The sequence below is a fragment of the Pediococcus acidilactici genome (genome assembly GCA_024970065.1).
Lineage (GTDB): Bacteria > Bacillota > Bacilli > Lactobacillales > Lactobacillaceae > Pediococcus > Pediococcus acidilactici_A.
Genome location: CP103908.1, coordinates 505,930 through 525,611 on the forward strand (window position 1 = coordinate 505,930; position 19,682 = coordinate 525,611).

Consider the following 19,682-nt stretch of genomic DNA (forward strand, 5'->3'; position numbering starts at 1 on the left):
ATTATATAAAAATAAATAGATGGATTTAGGAGAACGGAGATTATGTGTGGAATTGTTGGAGTAACAGGTAGAGCAGATACGACCAATCTTTTAGTAAATGGTTTAAAAAAATTAGAGTACCGGGGATATGACTCTGCGGGAATTTACGTGAATAATGGTCAAGGTAAGGATTACCTAGTTAAAGCACAGGGGAAGATTCAAAACCTAGAAGATAAGCTTACCGCCGACGTGAACGGTAGTGCCGGAATTGGGCACACGCGCTGGGCAACGCACGGAATTCCGAGCGTGGCTAACGCACACCCACATTTTTCAGCAGACAACCGCTTTTACCTTGTACACAACGGGGTTATCCAAAACTTTAAGGAATTGAAGCAAACTTACTTAGCGGACGTGCCTTTCCAAAGTGATACCGACACCGAAGTGGTAGTTCAATTAGTTGACCACTTCGCTAAAGAAGGTTTATCGACCATGGATGCTTTCAAGAAAACTTTGAGCTTGTTGAAGGATTCTTCATACGCGTTCGTTTTAATGGACCGGGAAATGCCGGACACCCTCTTTGTAGCTAAGAACAAGAGCCCGCTGTTAATTGGGGTTGGCGACGACTTTAACGTAGTTTGCAGCGACGCTTTAGCAATGATCAACGTAACGAAACGGTTTGTGGAGTTGCACGATGGTGACGTGGTTAAAATCACCCCTGACAAAGTGGAGTTATTTGATGCGGATGGTCAAGCAATTCAACGGGATCCTTTTGAAGTTGACATTGACCAAGCTGATGCTGATAAGGGAACTTACCCATACTACATGTTAAAAGAAATTGACGAGCAACCAGCCGTAATCCGGCGTATAGAAGAAAAGTACCTTGATCCTGAAGGCGCAATTCATTTTGATGAAGCGATGTTAAACAAGCTTAACCAAGCTGGTAAAATTTACATTGTGGGTGCGGGAACTAGTTATCATGCTGGATTAGTGGGCAAGAAGTTATTGGAACGCTTTGCCAAGGTGCCAACGGAAGTGGTGCTAGCATCCGAATTTGCCTACGACAATCCAATTATTGAAAAAGATGCCTTCTTCATCTTCCTTAGTCAAAGTGGTGAAACGGCTGATAGTCGGCAAGTTTTAGTCCGGGTAAATGATGAATGGCAAAAGCCAAGTCTCACGATTACTAACGTGGCTAACTCAACGTTGGCGCGCGAAGCAGAATTCTCGGCAACCTTAGAAGCGGGTCCAGAGATTGCGGTAGCGTCGACCAAGGCCTACACCGCGCAAATTGCCGTAGAAGCACTCCTAGCGGTAGCGATGGGGCGGATGAAGCAAATCAATGCGGCAACTGATTTTGACATTGCAGGACAATTAAGCATGGTGGCAAACGCAATTCAAACGGTGGTGGATGAAAAGGCAGCTATCGAACAGTTAGCTAAGGACACCCTTTTAGAAGCTCGTAACGCATTTTACATCGGCCGGGGGTTAGATTATGCGGTAGCACTAGAAGCTTCCCTTAAGCTTAAGGAAATCTCTTATATTCAAGCAGAAGGCTTTGCAGCTGGTGAATTGAAGCACGGCACAATTGCCCTAATTGAAGAAGGAACACCGGTCATTGGCATTATCACTCAAGAAAAGACTGCCGACCACACCCGGAGTAATTTAGAAGAAGTAATCTCACGCGGAGCGCAGGTAATTACCTTTGCTAGTCAAAGCCTTGCTAAAAATACGGATGACGTAATCCTTCCTGACGTTGACGAAATGTTGATGCCACTGGTTAGCGTTATTGCGGCACAATTATTGGCTTACTACGCATGCTTACAACGGGGTTACAATGTTGACCAGCCACGTAATTTAGCTAAAAGTGTCACGGTAGAATAGGAGGAAAAGGGATGTGCGGTCGCCTAAATTTTAATTTAAATATTTTTGAAATTTAGGTTGACATTATTATGTGTAAGCGCTAACATTAATGTCGTAAGGTAGTGGCGCATCTCCTACCTGCACAATCAATTCTCTTTCTCTCTTATGCTGGATCCGACTCGTACAAGTCCGGATCCTTTTTTATTACGATAATTCTAGACAGAAGCCAGTTGCGCACTTTATACTAGGTAACTGGAGGCGAGAGAATGAAGAGTAACGAAACATTTACCTTGATTCAGGAAATTACCCGTTTGGATGGCACTAAATACATTGAAATTGGTAACATGATGATGAATGGTCGTGCTGAATTAGCGGCCGAACGAGGTTATATTAAATCAGTGCGGATCATGCAATTAAACATTTCGCATTCACAGCACGTAATTAATTATGAAAAATACATCGGGGAACGCTACGAAATGCCCGACGAAAACATGACTTCGTGGGAAGAATGGCAAAAAGACGACCGGATTATGAAGGACTTCAACGCGATTTTACACGAAAATCATATCAGTGCTAATAAAGAGTAACTGATTGGCTCTTAAGGCTTATTTTGCATTGTACAAGCCAAGTAGCCCAAGTGCTTTTCTGGAATTTCTTAATTCTGGGAAAGCATTTTTTGGTTTTTGCAGTCCTTTTTTGGTACCGAAAAAAATATTTTTTATTCGCAAGTGTAAACGCTCGCAAAAATTCGCTTTTCGTGTTAATCTATTCTTGAATTTAAATATAAGAATAATCAGGTTTGTTCCACAAGGGGGAATCGATGATGAGAAAAGCGTTTATGATTGGTACAGGAGTTGCAAATTTAGCTGCCGGCGTATATTTGATTCGTGATGGTGGTTGGAGTGGTAATCAAATTACCATGTTCGGTCTCGATAAACACGGCGCTAACGATGGTGCGGCGGTTGCCGACTACGAGACGGAGTACGGCAACCAACGGCTATCTAACGACCGGGGCTTTTTAGCCAAGGGCGGTCGGATGCTTAATGAAGAAACCTACGAAAACTTGTGGGACGTTTTGCGGAGCGTGCCGTCTTTGGATCACCCAGGGCAATCGGTTACGGATGACATTTTAAACTTTGACCATGCGCATCCAACCCATGACGTGGCCCGGTTAATGGATAAGCGTAACGGAATCCGGAATAATGGCGGTGCGGACGATTACTCGCATATGCAATTTAATAATCAGGACCGAAAGCTATTAACCAAATTAATGATGATGCCCGAAAGTCAGGAAGCAAAGCTTAACGACGTCAGCATCGCGGAATGGTTCAAGGATAGTCCGCACATTTTCACCACTAACTTTTGGTACATGTGGGAAACTACCTTTGCGTTTAAGAAGGAAAGTTCCGCAATGGAATTGCGGCGTTACATGAACCGGATGATTCTGGAATTTAGTCGGATCAACACCCTTGAAGGGGTTACCAGAACGCCATATAACCAATATGAAAGTATCATCCTACCGATGCGCAAGTATTTGAGCGACCACGGGGTTACCTTTATCAACAATCGTAAGATCACCGCCTTCCAATTCAAGGACACTCCGTTGCGCGATGATATCGTCGTTACTGGCTTAGAGTACGAAGACGTAGGGGAAAATAAGCAGACCGGCACAATCCCAGTTGACGAAAATGACCTCGTTTTCGATATCAACGGCGCGATTACCGATAGTTCATCGATTGGTGATTTCAACACCCCAATTAAGGAAAATATGGAATACGCTCCTAGTGCAGCATTGTGGAAACAAGCTACCGAACACTTCTATAATCTAGGTAATCCGGACAAGTTCTTTAACGACCGTGCCCAAAGTGAATGGATGAGCTTTACGGTTACCACGAAGAACCACTACTTGGTAAACCAAATTAGCCGGATTACCCAACAAGAACCGGGAAATGCCTTAAACACTTGGGTAGATAGTAATAACTTGTTATCCATCGTGGTTCATCACCAACCGCATTTCCATGCCCAAAAGGAAAACGAAACGGTCTTCTGGGGCTACTTCATGTTCCCACGTAAAAATGGGGATTATGTGGACAAGCCGGTAATTGAAATGACCGGAAAAGAAATGCTGCAAGAATTACTAGGTCATTTGGCGGAAGTTGACCAAGCAACGGATAGCATTGTTTACCATGAAGAGGAAATCATGGATAGCATCATTAACGTAATTCCAGTTTACATGCCGTACGCTAGTGCACTGTTCAATACGCGGGCTGTCGGAGACCGTCCCGAAGTAGTGCCAAAGCACTCGAAAAACTTGGCGTTTGTCAGCCAATTCGCAGAAATGCCATTTGACATGGTCTTTACCGAACAATACTCGTTCCGGGCGGCGCAACGGGCAGTCTACCACTTCTTAGGAATTCCTGAAGAAAAAATGACCCCAGTGCACCACTACGAGAAGAATCCAAAGGTGCTTTTGAAGGCGACCCGGACAATGTTCCGTTAGAATTATCTATTAACAATACTAAAAAGTTGATTTGAGCGTTTGATTTTATTGAAGCGTCAACGAAATCATTTGCTCCACTTAACAAAAAATCGACCGTTATGCCAATTTAGGCAACGGTCGATTTTTTTGTTAATGCTCGTAAATTACCCGACTTTGCCCTGCTCTCAGCATTTTTGGGTTAGGACACAGTAAAGTTTTCAAGTTCGTCACGCGCACTTTTATTACTTACGAGTGATTTTGGGGAGGACGTAGTTTTGGTAGTAATCTTGGTAGGTTTGCTTAGAAATTTGGCCCCATTGTTCTTGACTGAATTCCTTAATTTTTTCGGTACTAAAGTTAGCCTCTTTAATTGCGCTGATTGAGAAAACTTGGGTTTGGTCGCCGACGCTTAGCCGAATTTTCTTTAGCGAACGGGGAAGCGTGTCGCCCTGGATTTTCTTCAGAATATGGACCATGTTGGGCGCGTAAAGCTGAGTGAAATCAAACAAGTTTAACTTAGGGACCCGAATAATAATCTGGGAGTCCGTAAAGTTAACTTGAAAAGGTAGGCGACCGTTAAAACTATCCGCAATTTGGTTTTCAATCAAGGTGGTTTCGTTGGAGGCGTTTTCGCCATCAGAGTAATCGGTATTCGAATGAATATCTAATTGTTGATTGGTAAAACTAGGGTAAGTTTGAAAACCCAGAATTGCCAAAACAATTACGGTTAAGTTAGATTTAGTAAAGATTCTGGGACGTTTGAATTTCTTTGCTTTAGCCATGTCTTATATCCGTTCATAATAAACCCGTTAAACGTAATTACGTTTAATAATTTCAACAACATCAACAATTATAGTAAATTTAAAGTATTTACACAAACGTTTGTTTGCTAAATGTTAAAGGATACGTTACGATAGATGAAAAATTATTTAAGGGGTACCGGAATGTTAAAATACGCGATTTTTGATTTAGACGATACTTTGCTGGATTTTAAGAAGGGTGAACGTATCAAAGCTACCGAAGTCTTACGTAAATATGGCGTGCAAGATTTGACGACCGGATTGGCAACCTACACAAAAATTAACCAGCAGGTCTGGGAAGCAATCGAGCAAGGTGCGCCGCGGGATCAAGTGTTGAAAACCCGGTTTTCGAAAACCTTTGCGGCACTCGGGGTGGATGGCGATGGAGTTGCTGCTGAACGGGAATACCGCCAGCGGTTGGCAACTAGCTACTACCAATTTGAGGGCGCGCAAGCATTGTTGCGGGATTTGAAATCGGCAGGAATTCAGTTGATGGTGGGAACTAATGGGGTTAAGAAGACTCAGCTGAGTCGGCTCGCTGGTTCCAAGTTAGACCAATACTTTACCGACTGCTTTATTTCAGAAGACGTTGGTTATGCTAAACCTGATGAACGCTTCTTTGCGCCAATTAAGCATAAATATGCGGATATGAGTTTCCAGAATACCGCAATGGTGGGCGACCGGTTGCAGTCCGACATTTTAGGGGCCAACCAAGCCGGACTCAAAAGTATTTGGTACAACCCCCAACAAATCGCGGTGGATGCGCCAATCAAGCCAACCGCGGTGGCACATTCTTATGACCAGTTGCGGGAATTAATGTTGTAAGAGCGGTTGAAGAAACTACAAACTTAGCTGTCAAATTTGCACCAAAGTTATTTATTGACCAATAATTTGATGAACAAAATTCAAATGATATGTACTTGTGGATGAAAAAGAAGTTATGAGTTGAGCCTCATAGCGTCCCCAATCTAGAGCCGTGTAAGACGGTGACTACGTTTAAGTTAAAATAACCGAAACTTTGTCAGAGTTGGACGGTTATTTTTTTGATTAAATTTTAGGATTTCGATGACTAACAAAGCAAAACTAATTGCTAGGGTTAATGCTTGAAATACCGACACACCGTTCCTTTTTGGTGGAACAATACATATTAATCATAGGCATCACCCCACTTTCTATGAAGTTTAGCCACCATTTCAACTTCCCTATACTTAAATTTTAGTATGTTCAGTTGAATAGTGCTTTTAAGGGAAAAGCACCGTTCTCCTTCTTCTAAATTTTGCTAAATGCCTTCACGAATTAGTATTATTAAGAAAAAAGAATGGTTAGAATATAAAATTTTAATAAACAAAGCTTTGCGCCGCCGGATCTGGGGGCGTTTTTTTGTACCTTAGCGTAAGGATGACGATTTTATTTTTTGCTAGCTTTTACCTGTTAACTCTCATAAAAATACTAATTTAGTAATAAAGTCCAAAGCAAAGTTTTCTGACAAACGGGATAGTAAGAGCAAGAAAAATATCTAAATTAAATGCCATTTTAAATTTTTAAAAATTTCGCGTTGACTTTTGTGTCGATAACGTCATATAATTGCTTTTGTAGATAACGACACAACATTCAAAAGCAGGTGAAGTAATAATGGAAAAACAATTTAAAACTTTAGAAGACTTTTTAGGAACGCACTTTATTTACACATACGATAATGGTTGGGAATACGAATGGTACGCTAAAAATGACCATACGGTAGATTACCGAATTCATGGGGGAATGGTTGCCGGCCGTTGGGTTAAGGACCAAGAAGCTGACATCGTAATGTTGACGGAAGGTGTTTACAAGATTACTTGGACGGAACCAACCGGAACGGACGTGGCGCTAGACTTCATGCCAAACGAAGGTAAGTTGCACGGAACCATTTTCTTCCCTAAGTGGGTTGAAGAACATCCTGAAATCACGGTTACTTTCCAAAATGAACACATTGATTTAATGGAAGAATCTCGTGAAAAATACGAAACTTATCCTAAACTAGTTGTTCCAGAATTTGCTAAAATTAGTTACATGGGTGATGCTGGACAAAATAACGAAGACGTTATTTCTGAAGAACCATACGATGGCATTACCAGCGACATTCGCAACGGAAAGTATTTTGATGAAAACTACAAGCGAATTAACAAGTAATTAATTTTTGGAGGAGTTCGCATGCCACGACCACGAGTTTTACCGTACATTGTTTTAGGATTGTTAAATAAAAATGGGGTTATGTCTGGAAAAGATATGATTGCGGAATTTAAGAACGAAATTAGCGAGTTCTGGACGGTTTCGCACAGCCAGTTGTACCCTGAATTACAACGAATGACGGACGAAGGCCAAATTGAAGTGGTTAACGATGTACAAAATCGGAAAGTCATTAACTACGCAATAACTAAGAAGGGCCAAATGGATTTGCGGGAATGGCTCGCTACCCCGATTACGGCCAAAAATGATGAACTGACGTCACTTAAAATGTACTTTATCGCTGACCGACACGATCCCCTTTTGCAGCAAATTTTAAAACAGGCGGCGGACCTTCACGAACAAAAAGTGGCCCACTTAAAGCAGCGGCAAAAATTACTGTTCGAAGAACCATCCGCGATTGAGGAAAATTACGGACATTACTTAATTTTGTCCCGGGCGGTTGAAAGGGAAGCATCCCATTTATCCTGGCTAAAAAAGCACATCGAATAATCCGAAAAAGCAGCTTTACAAGTAGGTAGACGTAGGAAAATTCGGGCGGCTTGCGAGCACTAACCAAAAATCGGTAGTTGTGCCTAATTTGGGCGTAGCTACCGATTTTTGGTTCTTAAAAAACGTTGTCACCAAAACAGCACTGAGAAGTTTGCGAACTCTCAGTGCTGTTATTTTAATACCTTTTTTAATTAACCTTTACCACCTTGGAAGGAAGGATAAAGCGTCATCCCGCCATCGACGAAGAGGGTAATTCCGGTGACGTAACTTGATTCAGCGGAAGCTAACCATGCTGCCGCAGCCGCGACCTCTTCGGGATCTCCAATTCGTTGCATGGGGATCATACTGGTAGTGGTTTTTAACTGTTCAGGATCGGCAAATTTTTTTGCGTTGATGGGCGTATTGATTGCACCGGGGCCAATTGCGTTTACCCGGATGTGCCGGTCGGCGTATTCCATCGCAATCGTTTCGTTGAACAGCTTTACGCCGCCTTTGCTAGCAGCGTAGTGTGCAAAAGTTGGCCACGGAATTTTCTCATGAACGGAAGACATGTTGATAATATTTCCGGGCTTATCATGCGAAAGAAAATAATTAATAGCCGCTTTTGAACCTAAAAACACGCCGTTTAGGTTGACGTCGAGCACTCGTTTCCAACTTTCAAACGATAATTCCGCAGTTGGTTGTTGATTTTCCATCCCCGCGTTGTTGACCCAAACGTCTAGGTCGCCAAATTGATCGACGGCCGTGTCGACTAGGCGTTTAACACCCTCTTCGGTTGATACGTCAGCTTGCACGACCACGCCTTCACCGCCGGCTGCGTTAATTTGATCCCGCACGGCGTTGGCGCCATCTTTATCAGAATTGTAATTAATAACGACGTGCATACCTTCTTGCCCAAAGCGTTCAGCAATCGCGCTGCCGATACCTTTTGAGCCGCCAGTGATCACGGCAACTTTTCCTTTTAAATCTTTATATAGCATATTTACTATCCCCCCAGAACATAACTGTAAAATAAATTCTTGATGTTCGTAACGTATGATAACATCAGAAATCACAGTAAGGGAACTGAAACGATTTGGCGTTGCTTACCTTATGTGTAGCTTAATATTTTGGGGGGATTGTCGCTATACACAAAGACAAAATAACCCTATAAAATCGGGTTTGATTTTATAGGGTCGATGAGTTTTAAAAAAGGTGGAGTGATTGGATTAAAGGCAATAAAATTAACAAAATAATGATAATAATCATGCTTAGTCCAAAGAAATTATTCGGGTTAAAGGTTACCCCGAAGCCAAATACTTTGGGGATTAAGAGTGGCGAATGACAATCGAGGTGGAGATTTCGGCCGTTTTTAAGCCAGGTTACGTAAACGGTCGCCAGGATGAGACAGATTGCTAAAAGCAATACGAAACTAATCATAATGGAATACTCCGTTTCGAGAAAATATTTGAGCATAGAATAGCATACTAAAGGCGTGAAAACAACGAAATCCCAATTTACAAAAATAATTTTCTATGCTAATCTTGAAGCTAGCTAATTGAATATAATCAAAAACCGTAAGAAGAACAAGTATTTTAAGCCCGTAACTTAAAGCGAATTGAGGATGGTGGAAGCTCAAGAAGTTATTCTTTTAAGAAAAACATCTTCTTTGTTTCTAGGCTGAACGATTAAGCGTCCAGTAAGTCTAGACGTGACCGATACGTTATCGTTTGGAAAGCATATTTTAGATGTGCTTTTAGAGATGTTTATTTTTAAACGAATTTTGGGTGGTACCGCGAAGTCTTTCGTCCCTGTTACGGGATGAAAGACTTTTTTATTGGCGGACTTTTTACGAAGACAATGGAGGGATTTTTAATGGAAAATACGTTGGTTAAATCACTTTATGCGCAAGCAACGCATGATGAAGATGTAGCAGTAGAAGTAACGGGTTGGCTAAAGACGCTCCGTTCTTCCAAGAAAATTAGCTTTTTGGAAATTAACGACGGTTCCTGCATTAAAAATGTGCAGGTAATCATGGAAAATGGGTTGGAAAACTACGAAGAAATTAAGAAAGCTCCCATTTACACTACCTTAAAAGTAGTCGGAACGGTAGTGGATACTCCGAAAGCTAAACAACCGTTTGAAATTCACGCAACTGAAATTGAAGTTTTAGGTAACTCAGACAGTGACTACCCACTTCAAAAGAAGCACCACACACCGGAATTCTTACGTGAACAAGCACATTTGCGTCCCCGGACCAATACTTTCTACGCAGTTTTCCGGATTCGTTCGTTGGCAGCCTTTGCCATCCACGAATTCCTCCAAAAGAATAACTTTGTCTACGTTAACACTCCGTTGATTACTTCTAGTGATACGGAAGGTGCCGGTGAAATGTTTAAGGTAACTACTTTAGACCTTAACAACGTTCCAAAGAACGAAGAAGGCAAGGTTGATTCTACTAAGGATTTCTTCAAGCAACCAACTAATTTAACGGTTAGTGGCCAATTGAACGCGGAAGCATTTGCGTTGGCTTTCCGGGATGTTTATACTTTTGGTCCGGCTTTCCGTGCGGAAGATTCACACACTACGCGGCATGCCGCTGAATTCTGGATGGTTGAACCAGAAATGGCGTTCGCTAACTTACAAGACGTGATTAACATTTCCGAAGACATGTTGAAGTACGTGATTAACTATATTTTGGAAAATGCTTCCGATGAAATCGACTTCTTGAACCAAAACGTGGACCAAGAATTACGGGCCCGCTTGGAAGCAACTCGCGACGCCGATTTTGCTCAAATTACTTATACAGAAGCAATCGACAAGTTGTTAGCTGCTGACCAAGAATTCGAAAACAAAGTTGAATGGGGAATTGATCTCCAAACTGAACACGAGAGATATTTGAGTGAAAAAGTTTACCAAAAACCAGTGTTCATCACGGATTACCCACGCGACATCAAAGCCTTCTACATGCGGGAAAACGAAGACCACAAGACGGTTGCCGCAGTGGACTTATTAGTACCTGGCATTGGCGAATTGATCGGTGGTAGCCAACGTGAAGAACGGCTAGCTAAGTTGAACGAAAAGATTAAGGAATTTAACTTGGATCCTGAAGAATACAAGTGGTACCTTGAATTAAGAAAATATGGGGAAACGGAACACTCCGGATTTGGAATTGGTTTCGAAAGATTATTGATGTACGTTACTGGTGTGGAAAACATCCGCGACGTTATCCCATTCCCACGGACCCCGGGTAACGCTAGCTTCTAATTCAAAACGTTAATAGTAAGCAAAAAGCCTTGAATTTAGTCAGATGATGACGGATTCAGGGCTTTTTGAATATAAGGTTTGTTTTTAGTGGCTGCACACGGGTGGCATCCTAATCCCCCAACGAAAACCGCAGCTTCATATTGCGAGAACCGAGGTTGATTGCATCGTTAAGCAGTTTAGTAGCTTGGGCTAAGGTGAAATCAGCCATTGCTTGGTTAGCGGACGTTAAAGTTTTTTCCGTGAGCGCGGCTTGGCGATCCGTTTCTTTTTGCATTCTTAGCACGTTTTGGAGTACCGTTTGGGCAAAGTTTTCCTGTAAATCTTGGTAGAGGGCAAAATTTCCGTCTCCAATTAAAGCAAGCACTCGGCTAATCCAGTACATGTAGTTGGTATTCACTACCGTTGGGGTATCGCGGTAGCAAGCCGGAGTATCCGTGACGTTACTATAAAACGGCACCATGGCGTTGAACGTGTTGGGACCAAAAGCTAGCCAATGAATTCCCGCGATTTCATCGGGAACTTGGTTGCGTAGCTCTAGAATGTGAGTTTCTAGATTGCGATTGATGCCGATTGGCCGAAAATGTTTCTCAGGCACCGTTTCACCATAAGGATCGTAGGGCGTTTCTTGATAGTGTGAGCTCAAAAGAAACTTCAAATCTTCCACGGAAATTTTCTTGGTTGCGCGATTAATGAAGGGCAAATCCTGGTCGGTAGGCTCCCCAACAAAATTAGCATCCAAAAATTGGTGGACGTACCAAGCCCGGGGGTTATTGTAGTACCGGTCTTTAATCGTGGCGCTACCAAAAATGTGCCGTAAATTAAGGCCTTTTTGATCCGGATTAAGTTGATTTTTGACAATGAGTTCCGGGAGATCCGCAGAAGCTAGGCAATCAGCTGAATCAAAATCGAAATCGGTGATGTTCCAGCGGTTCGGCGCAATTGCATAGGCATCGTCGGGAATTCGGATTGCAGCCCAGTGGTGGCCTCCGATGGTTTCCATATACCAAACTTCTTCGCGATCGGCAAAGGCAATTCCGTTGGATTCGTAAGTGCCGTATTCTTCTAAAAGTTTACCTAAGCGCAAGACGCCCGCCTTGGCAGTCTCGATATACGGCAAAACTAGCGTAAGAAAATCCTCTTCGCCAAGTCCCTTTTCGACTAACGGATCCACGCTAAGTACTCGGGCGTTAGTAGTAATGGTTTCGGTAGCGGTCATCGCCGTGTTTTTACTGTTGATGCCGCCAGCACCCCAAATGCCATACGTGGGGTCGGCATCGGGCGTGGCAGTGTAGCGGAGCGGATTGTCGGGAAGGGGAATCGTTAAATCACTATGGACAGAATGATAGGGTTGGGACTGATCTTCGGGGTTAACAACCACGAACCGTTGGGCGTTAGAATCATCGGCGCCGTCTTCGTTACGGGCAATGATGGTAGAACCCGTCAGGCTAGCGTTTTTACCGACTAAAATAGTGGTACAAGTTTTCAACATGTGCTTGTCCTCCAATTGATTTTTAATGTAATGGTAGCACGATTAGCTAAATAGGCAATCACTATTCAGTTAGAAAAGGGAATGCTATCATGGTCAATATACAGTTTAAACTAACATGAGGGGCGTTAAGCAATGGTTAAAACAATTGCAATGGAAGATTTTTACCAAAAATATCCGCTAACTACCGCTGTTTTATTGGACGTGCGGGAGCCGGACGAATTTGCGGCTGGGCACGTGGCGGGGGCGCGTAATTTTCCCTTAAGCCAACTGTCCACCCGGTTAGCCGAATTAGACCAAGCGACCCCATACTACGTGATCTGCCGTTCGGGAAGACGTTCAGCAAACGCGTGCGGGGTACTCGAAGTCCAAGGCTTTGATGCAACCAACGTAGCCGGCGGAATGCTAGCTTGGCCAGGAAAAGTGGAAAAAGACTAGGTAAGAATAAACGCGGGACACAAAAGTCGGGGAATTTCTGAGCATTAACTGAAATAGACCATTATGCCAAATTCAGGCATAATGGTCTATTTTTTTAAGCGGAATAAACTAATTTTTGGAGCACGTTGGGCTTTACTAAAGGCCCAACACCTGATTTACTATCTAAAATGCCAAACCAGTACTTGTAAAACTAAAAAAGTTCCCGCAGCGGCGCCCCAGTTCCAGCGGGGAATGGCGTAAGTTTGGTAGTGGGTACGTGGCTGGTTTTCGCTAAAGCCGTGAGAATGCATGGCAATTGCCAAGTTATCCGACCAGCGCAGCGATAGTAAAATTGCCTTAAAAAAGATTGTGGGGGACCAGACGTGTAAAACTTCCCCACGCATCATGGCTGCGGTTTTAATTTGTTGGACGGCTGTCTTTACCCGTGGGATAAAGTAAAAGGCGCCTAGCGACCCGTAAACGAATTTGGTAGGCAAATGCCAATTTTGTTCGAGGGAACCTAACAGACTTTCGACGGTCGCGGTAAAGGAAAATGCCCCACCCAAAACAATGTAGGCGTAAACCCGGGTAGCCATTATCCAAGCGGTCCGCACCGCGTTGCCAGACCCGTTTAAATAAAACGAAACCCAGGTTGCTACGGCAGGAAGCAGCGGGATTACCAAAAGCAGTCCCAGTTTGCGCACCGCAATTCGTTTCCAAAGCAGGTAGGCTAACCCGCCGATGATAATCACTAGGTTAACGGGAACACTTTTAACAAAGGCGATTTCAAAACTAATTGCCAGAATTAAAATGAATTTAACTGATGAATCCATTTAGCTCCTCCTGATAAATAAGCTGGTGATCGGTCAATGCCAAATGATAGTCGAAAAATTCTGGTAAGCCAGTCAATTGGTGACTGATCATCACGATGGTTTGTTTTTGTACTTGGGCAGCTTTTTGAATTAATTGCATAACCACCCTTACGGAAGCTAAGTCCAAGCCGGCCAAAGGTTCATCAAGCAAAACGAGTGGGTTGCCTAAAATTAACATGGTTAAGATTTGGAGCTTTTTCTTTTGACCACCCGAAAGTTGATAAACAATCTGTTCTTGTAACCCCGTTAAATTAAGACGTTCCAGCCAGTCCTGGATACGGTCGGCAGTCCAATATTGGGGTGCCCGGGCGTGCTGTAAGCTTAGGTCGATTTCTTCCGTGACGGTCATTTTAAGGAATTGCATTTCGGAATCTTGGAAGACCACCGTAGCAGTCTTGGCCCAAGTTCGCGCGTTGAACTGAGAAAGCGGCCGATTATCGTAAAAAAGTTTGCCCTGATAGGGATGAAGTCGGGCAATTGCTTCGAATAACGTCGATTTTCCCGAGCCATTTTCACCAGTAAGCAAAATTAAGTGTTGCTTGGGGAAGGACGTTTGGACGGCTTGAAGTAGATACCGGCCCCCGTTTTCGATCCCAAAATCTTGTAACTTCAGGATTGCAGCGGCGTTTGCGCTAGGAATCGGGAACGTCGTGCGAGTGGATAACTGGTAACGCGCAAAAATCGGTTGTGGATCGGTAATTAAGCTAACTTGTTGGTGATCAAGTTGGTATAAGTGATCGCAAATTTCCGCGTAGTCGTTGAGATCGTGGTCGGCAATTAAAATCGTCTTGCCTTCTTGGATCTGTAGCTGTTTTAGAAGCTTGATGAGGGCTTTGCGAGATTTTAGGTCAACGTTGGCAAATGGCTCATCAAGTAAAATTAAATCGCTGCCGGTTGCCAAAGTAATCGCGAGGGCGACTTTTTGCAGTTCTCCGCCAGAAAGGGTGGCGAGTTGCCGGTGGCGCAAGTGAGCAATCCCCACTTGACTAAGCGCTTGGGTAATTAAATCGTCAATTTCATCAGCGGGAATAGCCAAGTTTTCCAAGGTGAAGATGAATTCCTTTTCGACTTGGTTCATGGCAAATTGTTCCCGTGGATTTTGAAAGAGCAACGCCAATTTTTGGGTCAGCTCCGCGGGTTGCCAAGCGGGAACGTCCTTTCCTTCCAGTTTGACGGTTCCTTGGATAATTGTTCCCGCAAAGTGAGGGTACAGCCCCGCAATAATCCGTAGCAGGGTAGATTTTCCGCCACCCGACGGACCGTACAAAACGTTAAAACTGCCAGTAGTTAAGTGAAAATTAAGTTGTTTAAGAATCGGCTGAGTTGCTTGCCGATATTTGAAAGTTAAATTATCAATTGTGACTTTTTCCATAGTTGGGTTCCTTACTTCCGCCGCATAATGCCCGAACGGTCTACCAGTCGGTTAATCCAGGCAACTAAAACACCACAGAAGAATCCAATTGAAATAAACCGAGCGATAAATAAAATAATTAGAAAACTTGGACGGTAAGCGGCGTAACCTTCTTGGGCAAGACTCCAGCCGAAGGTAATGATGGTGCTAGTGACGGTTGACAAAAATAAGGCCAGTTTGTCGTAATGGCGGTAGCCAGTGAAGGTGAAGCCAAGTTCGTTCCCGATTCCTTGAACGAGTCCGGAAAGAATTGCACTAGCCCCAAACTGGCCGCCCAAAAGCATTTCAACCAGACCGCCTAAGGTTTCCGCGATGATACTGGCACCAATTTTATGAGTAAGCATGATTCCTAAAGGTCCGGCAATCATCCACAGTCCGAGCAACAAGTCGTTAGCTAACGGGCCGAGACCAATTGCGGCCAACCCCGCTGTTAAAAGGCTGTACGATAAGTTGGTGGCAAAAAAAATCACCCCACAAAAAATCGCGATTAACACAATAAAAACTACGTCTCGTAACGAGTAATTCCAGTTTGCTTTTTTAGTATTCATAACTAAAAAACCTCCTCAGTAAATTGATAAATTTACTTAGAAACAAGAAGCCAGAAAAATAGCCAGCTTTTCGGCAACGAAAAACTGGCTGTTATTATCCAATATCTCCCTACGCTAATACTAATTAGACCAGGTTCAATGGGTATTATCTCAGCCAAAACGGCACCCCAGCATTGTTGTTTTTAAGTTTTTACTATGAAGCAATCGTAGCATTTTGTAATCGGCTTGTAAAGCGGTTACTTGGCTGCAAATGGTCTACCTGAAAATTAGGGGAACAAATTGGTGAGATCGCGTTATTCTTAACGTTAGATATGACAGGGGACCTAACCGAAAAAATAACAGGGGCGATAGGTGGATTTGTGAAAACGATTGCAAATTGGTATTGGTAGGTTTATGCTTAGGTTGATAGGAAATGCGCCGAATAAAATAGGTTTAGGAGGCCAATGAAATGAGTAGACTAGACGGAAAAGTTGCGATTATTACTGGTGGAGTAAAAGGTTTTGGGCTAGCCTGTGCCAAACTTTTTGTTCGGGAAGGTGCAAAAGTGGTGATTACGGACGTTGACGTCGCGGGTGCGAGCGGTGCTTTGCAGGAAATTGGCGAAGATAAGGCCGTTTTCGTCAAACAAGACGTTGCGGTGGAAGATAATTGGGAACCCGTTTTTAGGACGGCAATTGATAAATTCGAGAAAGTAGATATTCTGGTTAATAATGCGGGAATTTTAGCCTTTGACGATGCTGAAAATATTGAACTTGACGAGTGGCATAAGATTTTGTCGGTCAACCTGGACGGCATCATGTTAGGAGTGAAGCATGGTATTCGGCACATGAAGGAAAAGGGGGGTTCGATTATCAACATGGCTTCGATTGCGGGCCTGATTGGGATTTCTAACCTGTACGCGTATAACGCCTCAAAAGGTGGGGTGCGTTTACTTACTAAATCAGCAGCATTGTACTGTGCGGAGAAACATTACCCAATCCGGATTAATTCGGTACATCCGGGATACGCCCACACCCCAATGGTGGATGCGTATCCTGAAATGCGAGCGGACTTGGAGAAACTACATCCGGTTGGCCGCCTAGGCACTGCGGAAGAAATTGCCAACATGGTGCTGTATCTAGCTTCTGACGAATCCTCCTTCTCGACTGGTTCGGAATTTGTGGTGGACGGCGGATACACGGCACAATAGTTTTAGCGCGCTATTCAATTTAATAATGGATTAATAAAACTGGTTCAAATAGGAGGTTAAGCCTATTTGGACCAGTTTTTTAGTGGTAGTAATATTAGTAATGAGTGGAGAAATATACGTGGGTGGGTAGTCAATTTAAAAAATAAATTTATAATGTGCTTCTTAGTCACAGCTATGGTCGTGAAGCAAAATTATTTTCCATGCTTTTGTGACGAAAAACAATTTAAATTTAAAAACCTGGTCCGCAACTAAACTGCGATGACCAGGTTTTTGATTGTTATTTTAAAATGCGTTACATACACCATATATAGTGGTTGATCGTTCGTTAAGCACATATATCTTGTGTTTTCAACCTTTATCTTTTTGCAAAATCGGAGTAATCTATGATGTGAAGAGAAACCAATCAAGCCAGTTTCGAATATCAAACAGCTTTAAATAAACAGAAAATAATAACGCTGTTTATTATAGCGAGAATTGAACGAGATTGGAATAAAAAATTAGAAAAGGACGGGTGGTTAAAATGATCAATTCGCAAGCAATCGCAACCGACGCTTGGACTGAATTACGTCAAAAACAAGTAGTTAAAGCAGATGGGGAAAGGATGCAATTTTACCCCTATAAAATCGCGCTGGTGGTTGATCAATTAACCACGGACGAGGTTGAACGGCAAAATATTACGCAAGCAATTTTAGAGCAGTTAACGCAAATGGCGTCGCCACTAACGGTAGAACAAATTCGGGCGGTTTTTAAAGCAATTCTTCATGATTATCAACGGGACGACTTGTGGGAAAAATATGCTGAATATCGGCAAGCCGATGAAGCCAAGTGGCAGACCGCAATTGACCCGCAAAATAAATTAAGCCAGTTATTTGATGGACAGGATACGGTAGTTCACGAAAATGCTAATAAAGATAGCAACATTTTCAGTACTCGGCGGGACTTAACGGCCGGAATGGTCGGCAAATCATTTGGGTTAACGATGATGCCGCAAACCGTAGCAAAGGCCCACTTGCGCGGCGACATTCATTTTCATGACTTGGACTATTCGCCGCTAACTTCAATGACCAACTGCTGTTTGATTGACTTCAAGAGTATGCTAGCGAATGGTTTTAAGATTGGAAATGCGGAAGTGGAGTCACCTAAGTCGATTCAAACGGCAACCGCCCAAATGTCGCAGATTATTGCGAACGTGGCATCGAGCCAATATGGAGGGTGTTCGTCAGACCGGACGGATGAAATGTTGGCGCCTTACGCAAAATTAAATTACGAAAAGCACTTGAAGGAAGCCGAAAAGTGGGTGCTCCCCGAACAACGGGAGGCCTTTGCTAAAGAAAAAACCAAGAAAGATATTTACGACGCAATGCAAGCGTTAGAGTACGAAGTTAACACGTTGTTTTCATCCAACGGACAAACGCCGTTTACCACGGTGGGATTTGGTCTGGGAACTTCGTGGATCGAACGGGAAATTCAAAAGGCGATCTTAAAAGTCCGCATTAAGGGGCTCGGTAAGCAGCACCGGACCGCAATTTTCCCGAAGTTGGTCTTTTCAATTAAGCGCGGGATAAATTTAAATCCGGAAGATCCCAACTACGATATCAAACAGTTGGCTGTAGAGTGCGCAACTAAGCGGATGTATCCCGACGTCTTAATGTACGACAAAATTGTGGAATTAACCGGGAACTTCAAGGCGCCCATGGGTTGCCGGAGCTTCTTACAAGCGTGGAAAAACGCCGATGGCGAAGAAGTTAATAGCGGCCGAATGAATTTAGGGGTCGTTACCGTCAACTTGCCACGGATTGCGATTGAAGCCCAGGGCGACCGGGAAGTCTTCTGGGAGATTATGGAAGACCGGGTGGCGTTGGCGAAAAAAGCCTTACTTTTCCGGATTAAACGTTGCCGGGATACCCAACCGCAAAACGCGCCGATTTTGTATAAGCACGGTGCCTTTGGGGTCCGCCTCAAGGACGGTGACGACGTGGACCAACTGTTTAACCACCGGCGGGCGACCATATCGTTAGGTTACATTGGATTGTACGAAGTGGGAACTGCCTTTTTCGGTCCAGATTGGGAAGATAATCAGGAGGCCCACGATTTCACGGTTTCAATCGTGAAGTACCTGTACGAACAGTGCCTAGCTTGGGAAAAAGAGTACGGTTATCATTTCAGCGTTTACTCCACGCCAGCCGAATCCCTGACGGATACCTTCTGTGAGGATGATATTGAAAAATTCGGCAAGATCAAGGACATTACCGACAAGGAATACTACACTAACAGTTTCCATTACGACGTCCGGAAAAATCCGACTCCGTTTGAAAAACTTACTTTTGAAGAGGAGTACCCGAAGTACGCGGCCGGTGGCTTTATTCACTACTGTGAGTACCCGAATTTAAAGCAAAATCCGGCTGCTTTAGAAGCGGTTTGGACTTGGGCTTATGACCACGTGGGCTATTTAGGAACAAATGCTTCGATCGACCACTGCTATAAATGTGGTTTTGACGGCGACTTTAAACCCACGGCCCGCGGTTTTGAATGCCCGCAATGCGGGAACCGTGACCCCAAAACTTGTGACGTGGTTAAACGGACTTGTGGTTACTTAGGAAACCCAATGATTCGGCCAATGGTTCACGGACGGCACAAAGAAATTTCATCACGGGTTAAAAATATGGAATAGGGGTGAAAA

Annotated in this window: 16 protein-coding genes, 1 riboswitch and 1 other annotated feature; of the genes, 10 read left to right on the plus strand and 6 right to left on the minus strand. The window is 43.5% G+C overall.

The window, feature by feature from the left end; genetic code table 11:
• The first annotated feature begins 42 nt into the window (after positions 1 to 42).
• The 3 genes from glmS (at position 43) to NYR25_02310 (ending at position 4,339) form a co-directional block, all read left to right on the plus strand.
• Positions 43 to 1,860: a glutamine--fructose-6-phosphate transaminase (isomerizing) gene (glmS, locus tag NYR25_02300; protein ID UWF34263.1), complete on the plus strand. Its 1,818-nt coding sequence runs from the start codon at positions 43 to 45 to the stop codon at positions 1,858 to 1,860.
• 245 nt (positions 1,861 to 2,105) lie between these two features.
• Positions 2,106 to 2,426 carry a hypothetical protein gene (locus tag NYR25_02305; protein ID UWF34264.1) on the plus strand — a complete coding sequence of 107 codons (321 nt, stop codon included), beginning with the start codon at positions 2,106 to 2,108 and terminating at the stop codon, positions 2,424 to 2,426.
• Positions 2,427 to 2,659: 233 nt separating this feature from the next.
• Positions 2,660 to 4,339 carry an oleate hydratase gene (locus NYR25_02310; GenBank protein UWF34265.1) on the plus strand — a complete coding sequence of 560 codons (1,680 nt, stop codon included), beginning with the start codon at positions 2,660 to 2,662 and terminating at the stop codon, positions 4,337 to 4,339.
• 221 nt (positions 4,340 to 4,560) lie between these two features.
• On the opposite strand, the gene NYR25_02315 is transcribed toward NYR25_02310, so the two are convergent.
• Positions 4,561 to 5,100, minus strand: a complete 540-nt coding sequence (locus NYR25_02315) for a hypothetical protein (protein ID UWF34266.1) — start codon at positions 5,098 to 5,100, stop codon at positions 4,561 to 4,563.
• A gap of 162 nt (positions 5,101 to 5,262) precedes the next feature.
• Here NYR25_02315 and NYR25_02320 point away from each other — a divergent pair, with 162 nt between their 5' ends.
• From NYR25_02320 to NYR25_02330, 3 genes are all read left to right on the plus strand, one after another.
• Entirely contained in the window at positions 5,263 to 5,943 is a 681-nt protein-coding gene (locus NYR25_02320; protein ID UWF34267.1) for a YjjG family noncanonical pyrimidine nucleotidase, read from the plus strand.
• An 807-nt stretch (positions 5,944 to 6,750) separates the two neighbouring features.
• A complete protein-coding gene (locus tag NYR25_02325) occupies positions 6,751 to 7,287 on the plus strand; it encodes a phenolic acid decarboxylase (protein UWF34268.1) in 537 nt (178 codons plus the stop codon).
• A 21-nt stretch (positions 7,288 to 7,308) separates the two neighbouring features.
• Positions 7,309 to 7,833 carry a PadR family transcriptional regulator gene (locus tag NYR25_02330; protein ID UWF34269.1) on the plus strand — a complete coding sequence of 175 codons (525 nt, stop codon included), beginning with the start codon at positions 7,309 to 7,311 and terminating at the stop codon, positions 7,831 to 7,833.
• Between the two features lie 191 nt (positions 7,834 to 8,024).
• Here the strand turns inward: NYR25_02330 and NYR25_02335 are convergent, their stop codons facing one another.
• Positions 8,025 to 8,813, minus strand: a complete 789-nt coding sequence (locus NYR25_02335; GenBank protein ID UWF34270.1) for a glucose-1-dehydrogenase — start codon at positions 8,811 to 8,813, stop codon at positions 8,025 to 8,027.
• Between the two features lie 567 nt (positions 8,814 to 9,380).
• Positions 9,381 to 9,628, plus strand: a binding site (T-box leader).
• Positions 9,629 to 9,687: 59 nt separating this feature from the next.
• Here NYR25_02335 and asnS point away from each other — a divergent pair.
• Positions 9,688 to 11,079, plus strand: a complete 1,392-nt coding sequence (gene asnS, locus NYR25_02340; GenBank protein UWF34271.1) for an asparagine--tRNA ligase — start codon at positions 9,688 to 9,690, stop codon at positions 11,077 to 11,079.
• Positions 11,080 to 11,188: 109 nt separating this feature from the next.
• Here the strand turns inward: asnS and NYR25_02345 are convergent, their stop codons facing one another.
• Positions 11,189 to 12,568: a C69 family dipeptidase gene (locus NYR25_02345; protein ID UWF34272.1), complete on the minus strand. Its 1,380-nt coding sequence runs from the start codon at positions 12,566 to 12,568 to the stop codon at positions 11,189 to 11,191.
• Between the two features lie 132 nt (positions 12,569 to 12,700).
• Here NYR25_02345 and NYR25_02350 point away from each other — a divergent pair, with 132 nt between their 5' ends.
• Entirely contained in the window at positions 12,701 to 13,003 is a 303-nt protein-coding gene (locus NYR25_02350; protein UWF34273.1) for a rhodanese-like domain-containing protein, read from the plus strand.
• 158 nt (positions 13,004 to 13,161) lie between these two features.
• Here NYR25_02350 and NYR25_02355 read toward each other — a convergent pair whose 3' ends face one another.
• The 3 genes from NYR25_02355 to NYR25_02365 are packed head-to-tail and all read right to left on the minus strand — an operon-like array spanning position 13,162 to position 15,813.
• Positions 13,162 to 13,815, minus strand: a complete 654-nt coding sequence (locus tag NYR25_02355; GenBank protein UWF34274.1) for an energy-coupling factor transporter transmembrane protein EcfT — start codon at positions 13,813 to 13,815, stop codon at positions 13,162 to 13,164.
• On the minus strand, positions 13,799 to 15,226 hold the full coding sequence (locus NYR25_02360) for an energy-coupling factor ABC transporter ATP-binding protein (GenBank protein UWF34275.1): 1,428 nt from the start codon (positions 15,224 to 15,226) through the stop codon (positions 13,799 to 13,801). Before NYR25_02360 ends, NYR25_02355 begins: the two co-directional genes overlap by 17 nt.
• Before the next feature lie 11 nt (positions 15,227 to 15,237).
• Positions 15,238 to 15,813: an ECF transporter S component gene (locus tag NYR25_02365; GenBank protein UWF34276.1), complete on the minus strand. Its 576-nt coding sequence runs from the start codon at positions 15,811 to 15,813 to the stop codon at positions 15,238 to 15,240.
• Between the two features lie 88 nt (positions 15,814 to 15,901).
• A riboswitch (TPP riboswitch) is annotated at positions 15,902 to 15,993 on the minus strand.
• Positions 15,994 to 16,261: 268 nt separating this feature from the next.
• Here NYR25_02365 and NYR25_02370 point away from each other — a divergent pair.
• The gene (locus NYR25_02370; GenBank protein ID UWF34277.1) at positions 16,262 to 17,002 is read left to right on the plus strand and encodes a glucose 1-dehydrogenase; all 741 of its coding nucleotides are present in this window, start codon (positions 16,262 to 16,264) and stop codon (positions 17,000 to 17,002) included.
• Positions 17,003 to 17,522: 520 nt separating this feature from the next.
• Positions 17,523 to 19,673, plus strand: a complete 2,151-nt coding sequence (gene nrdD / locus NYR25_02375; GenBank protein UWF34278.1) for an anaerobic ribonucleoside-triphosphate reductase — start codon at positions 17,523 to 17,525, stop codon at positions 19,671 to 19,673.
• Positions 19,674 to 19,682 lie beyond the last annotated feature (9 nt).